At 71.8% G+C, this 4306-nt stretch carries 3 protein-coding genes; all 3 read right to left on the bottom strand.

Features of this window, described 5'->3' with window-relative positions; genetic code table 11:
• Positions 1-65 precede the first annotated feature (65 nt).
• Entirely contained in the window at positions 66-1595 is a 1530-nt protein-coding gene (locus ACFU6K_RS32570) for a DUF4153 domain-containing protein (RefSeq protein ID WP_380669187.1), read from the bottom strand.
• A 603-nt stretch (positions 1596-2198) separates the two neighbouring features.
• Positions 2199-3218: a carbohydrate ABC transporter permease gene (locus tag ACFU6K_RS32565; protein ID WP_380669184.1), complete on the bottom strand. Its 1020-nt coding sequence runs from the start codon at positions 3216-3218 to the stop codon at positions 2199-2201.
• Positions 3215-4267, bottom strand: coding sequence for a carbohydrate ABC transporter permease (locus tag ACFU6K_RS32560; protein ID WP_380669182.1), 1053 nt, complete (start codon positions 4265-4267; stop codon positions 3215-3217). The genes ACFU6K_RS32565 and ACFU6K_RS32560 overlap by 4 nt, the downstream gene beginning before the upstream one ends.
• Between the last annotated feature and the right edge of the window lie 39 nt (positions 4268-4306).

The following is a 4306-nucleotide window of genomic DNA, read 5'->3' as shown; positions in this document are numbered from 1 at the left end:
CTCCCGGCCGGCCCTACCGCTGTCCGCGGCCCCCGCCTCCGCCTCCGCCTCCGCCTCCGGACGGTCTACCAGGCCTCGTACGCCAGCCCCGCCTGCTCGCAGGTCGTACGGCCGGCCGCCGTCGAGTCGACCCGCGGCCGCTCCGCCAGGATCTCCCGTGCCCTGACGGCCGCGAGGTTGGTCGCGTACCAGGGCTTCGACTCCGCCCCCAGGCCCTGCCCGATCAGCTGCAGCGCACAGCTCCGCTGCGGCTCGGGGAGCCGGTCCAGGGCGGGCACCGCGTCCGCCGAGAGCCCGCGGACGTTGCGCAGGTCGATGGCCGCGGTGCGCGGGTCGTCCCGCAGGGCCCGCTCGTACCGGGTGACGTTCTGCTCGGCGACGATCGCGTCCGAGCCCATCAGGCCGTAGACCGCGACGGTGAGCATCCCGCTGAGGACGACGACGCGCGGCAGCCAACCGGCGCGGCGGGTCAGTCCGGCAGCGATCAGCAGCAGGAAGACGGCGCCCAGCCAGACCTCGACCACCAGCACCCAGAGCCGCAGCCGGGTGAGCCCGGAGGCGTCCACGTAGAACCACATCCGGCCGAGCGCCGAGGCGACCACGGTCAGGGCCAGCAGGCAGAGCAGCCCGAGCAGGATCCGCGCCACCCGGCGGTCGGCCACAGTGGTGCGCGGCGCCCAGCGATTGGCGACCGCCACCACGACCAGCGTCAGCACGGTGATCACGCTCAGCTGCCAGAAGCCCTCCCGGGCGTACTCGGAGCGGCTCATCCCGGTGTTGCTCAGCACGGCGTCCGCGCCGCCGAGCACCACCACTGCCTGGATCACCGCGAAGACACCGAACATCAGGTTCAGCGCGACCAGCGGAAGCGCCCACTCCAGCCGCCGCCGCTCCCGGCCCGGCCGGATCACCGTGCGGTCCCAGCGGCGCGGGCCGGCCGCCATGTATGCGAAGCCCAGCACGGTCACCGTCCCGAGCACGAACAGTGCGCCGCGCCCCGGGAGCTGGTCGAGGTCGAGATCCGGACTGAGACTGCCCAGCAGATCCGCCATGGCGGCGTCGGCGCTGGCGAACAGCAGGCCGAAGACGGTCAGCAGGGCGGCGGCGACACCGAGCGCCTTGAGCACCGGGACGATCCGGTCGCGGCCGGGCAGCGGCCGCCGGTCCATGCTCTCCCAGACCCAGACCACCGAGGCCACCAGCTGCCACACGATGCCGGGCAGCGGAAACAGCACACCCGGCCAGCGACGGCCGCCGTGCAGGGCCAGCGAGGCCAGTGCGAGCGCGCCGACCACGGCCGGCAGCGCGGGCCAGCCGGCGTCCCACCGGGCCGGGACGGCGAGCAGGGCGAGGGCGAGCAGGCTCCACACCGCCGTCCAGGGCCGGATCCGGCGCCCGGCCGCCCGGGCGGCGATCCCCGCCCCGACGGCGGTGGCGGCGCCGAGCAGCAGCAGGTTGGGCCCCAGACCGTCGTAGAGCAGCCAGGCCGTCAGCAGGCCGGTGAGCAGGGCCGCCAGGAGGACCTTGCGGGTGGCCCCCGCCCGGCGATCGGGGGCGCTGAGGCCCAACCACGCGGGGGCCGAGGGCGTGGCCACACCGGGCGGCCGACCCGGGCCCGGCCGGCCCTGCGGGCGGGTGCCCGCCGGGCGGTACGGACCGTACGGGTCGTACACGTCATACGGGTTGGACGACTCGGTGGGCCCCGGCGCGACCGGATCGGGCGACCTGGTCGGGTCGGGTGACCCGGTCGGCCCGGGCGCGACCGGATCGTGCGACCCCGTCGAGTCAGGTGACCCAGTCAGGTCAGGGGACTCAGTCGACCCCGGCGCGACCAAATCAGGCAACCCGGTCAGGTCGAGCGACTTGGTCACGTCGGGTGACCCAGTCGACCCCGGCGCAATCAGGTCGGGCGACCCAGTCGAGTCAGGTGACCCAGTCGGATCGAGCGACTCAGTCGACCCCGGCGAGGTCGAGTCGGCCGACTCGGTCGGACGGGGCGAATCGGACGGGGCAGGCGTGGACGGGCCTGGCATGAGTCCCCCTCAGTGGTCGGCAGGCATGCGGACGCCACCCGTCGGGCGGTCCGCGGACCGGCACGCTCAGCGCCCGGCCGCTGCCGACTGTAGACCATTCTGAACAGGTTCAAAAATCAGTTTCGAACGCGTTCAGAACTCCCTCACCACCGTAGGACTCCCCGACTACCCCTTCACCGATCCGGCCAGCAGCCCCCGGACGAAGTAGCGCTGGAGACTGAAGAAGACGATCAACGGAACGATGATCGACAGGAACGCCCCCGCCGTGAGCAGCTCCCAGCGCCCGCCGAGCGAGCCGGACAGCTGCGCCAGCCGCACCGTCATCGGCGCCACCTCCGGTGTGCCGCCCGCGAAGGTCAGTGCCACCAGCAGGTCGTTCCAGACCCACAGGAACTGGAAGATCGCGAACGAGGCCAGCGCCGGGGTGCACAGCGGCAGCACGATCGAGCGGAAGATCTTGAAGTGCGAGGCGCCGTCCACCACCGCGGCCTCCATCAGGTCGCGCGGCAGCTGGGCGATGAAGTTGTGCAGCAGGAACACCGCCAGCGGCAATGCGAACATGGTGTGCGCCAGCCAGACCGGCGCGTAGCTGCCCTTCAGGTCCACCGCCGGGATCAGGGTCAGCGAGCCCAGGTGCGCACCACCGGCGAACAGTCGCAGCAGCGGGATGAGCGCCATCTGGAGCGGCACCACCTGGAGCGCGAACACGGTGAAGAAGACCGCGTCGCTCCCCCGGAACCGCACCCAGGCCAGCGCGTACGCGGCCATCGCCGCCAGTGCCAGCGGGAAGACCGTCGCCGGGACGCTGATCGCCAGCGAGTTGACCAGGAAGGGCATCAGGCCGGTGGAGGCGCCGGACCCGCCCTCGAACAGCACCGAGTGGTAGTTGCCGAGGCCGAGGTCCGGGTGGAGGAAGGCGTTCCACCAGCCGCTGGCCGTCACGTCCTGCTTGGGGCGCAGCGAGGTCACCAGCAGCCCCAGCGTCGGGATCGTCCAGAGGACCGTCATCGCGATCACGAACACCGAGGCCAGCGGGCTGCTGAAGGCCTTCCGCACCGGCGACACCGGCCGTGCCGACTTCACCGGCCGTGCCGACTTCGCCGACCGCACCCGCTTCACCGGCCGCACCGACCGCACCGGCCACACCCGCTTCACCGGCCGCTCCCGGCCGTCCGTCCCGGTCACCGGACCTCACGCTCCTTCCGCAGCTGCACGATGTTGTAGGCCACCAGCGGCAGCACCGCGAGAAAGAGGAGCACCGCGAGGGCACTGCCCCGGCCGGAGTTGAACTGCACGAAGGACTGCGAGTACATCTCGTTGGCCAGCACCTGGGTGCCGAAGTTGCCGCCGGTCATGGTGCGGACGATGTCGAAGGCCTTCAGGGTGATGATCATGACGGTGGTCAGTACGACCATCACCGTGGTGCGGATCATCGGCACGGTGACGTACCAGAACAACCGCAGTCCGCTCGCGCCGTCCAGCCGGGCCGCCTCCACGACCTCGTCCGGGATCGCCTTGATCGCCGCCGACAGCACCACCATCGCGAAGCCGGTCTGCACCCAGACCATCACCGCCATCAGCAGGAAGGTGTTCAGCGGCTGCGAGAGCAGCCAGTTCGGCGGATCGTCCCAGCCCACGGCGACGGCGAGTTGGCTGAGCAGGCCGATCTGCGGCTGGCCCGGCCCGCGCGACTCGTAGACGAACTTGAAGATGATCGACGCGCCGACCAGCGAGATCGCCATCGGCATGAAGATCAGCGACTTGTACACCGACTGGCCACGCATCCGATCGACCAGCAGCGCCAGCACCAGCCCCAGCCCGGTCGCCACGAGCGGCGCGACCACCAGCCAGAGCAGCGTGTTGACCAGCACCTTCTGCACCGAGTCGGAGGTGAGGGCCCAGCCGAAGTTCTCACCGCCGACGAACCGGGTGCCGTCGTCGTTCTGGAGGCTGAGGTAGACCGTGCGGACCAGCGGCACGACCAGGCCGACGGCCAGCAGCAGCACCGCCGGGCCGAGGAACACCGCGACCGCCAGCGGTCGGGCCAGGCGGCCCCGGGCCCGACCGGCGGCCAGGAAGACCACCAGCAGGATGCCCAGGAAGCCCGCGACGGCGCCGAAGGTGTTGCCGAACTTGACCGCCGCGTCGTTCCAGGAGCCGGCCGCCAGGTTCTCGGCGACCAGCCTCCCGGCGGCCGACTCGGCGACGGGTGACGGGAATCCGGTTACGGACATGGCTGCGCTTCCCTTCGGGTGTGGTGGGAAGGGGGCGGG

The sequence above is a fragment of the Kitasatospora sp. NPDC057512 genome, assembly GCF_042802135.1.
Lineage (GTDB): Bacteria > Actinomycetota > Actinomycetes > Streptomycetales > Streptomycetaceae > Kitasatospora.
The sequence above is the reverse complement of the archived record's forward strand: the minus strand, read 5'-3'. Positions and strand labels throughout refer to the sequence as shown.

Excerpts from the sequence above, each read along its gene's own strand:
- ACFU6K_RS32560 (WP_380669182.1), bottom strand. The coding sequence starts at position 4,267 with ATGTCCGTAACCGGATTCCCGTCACCCGTCGCCGAGTCGGCCGCCGGG.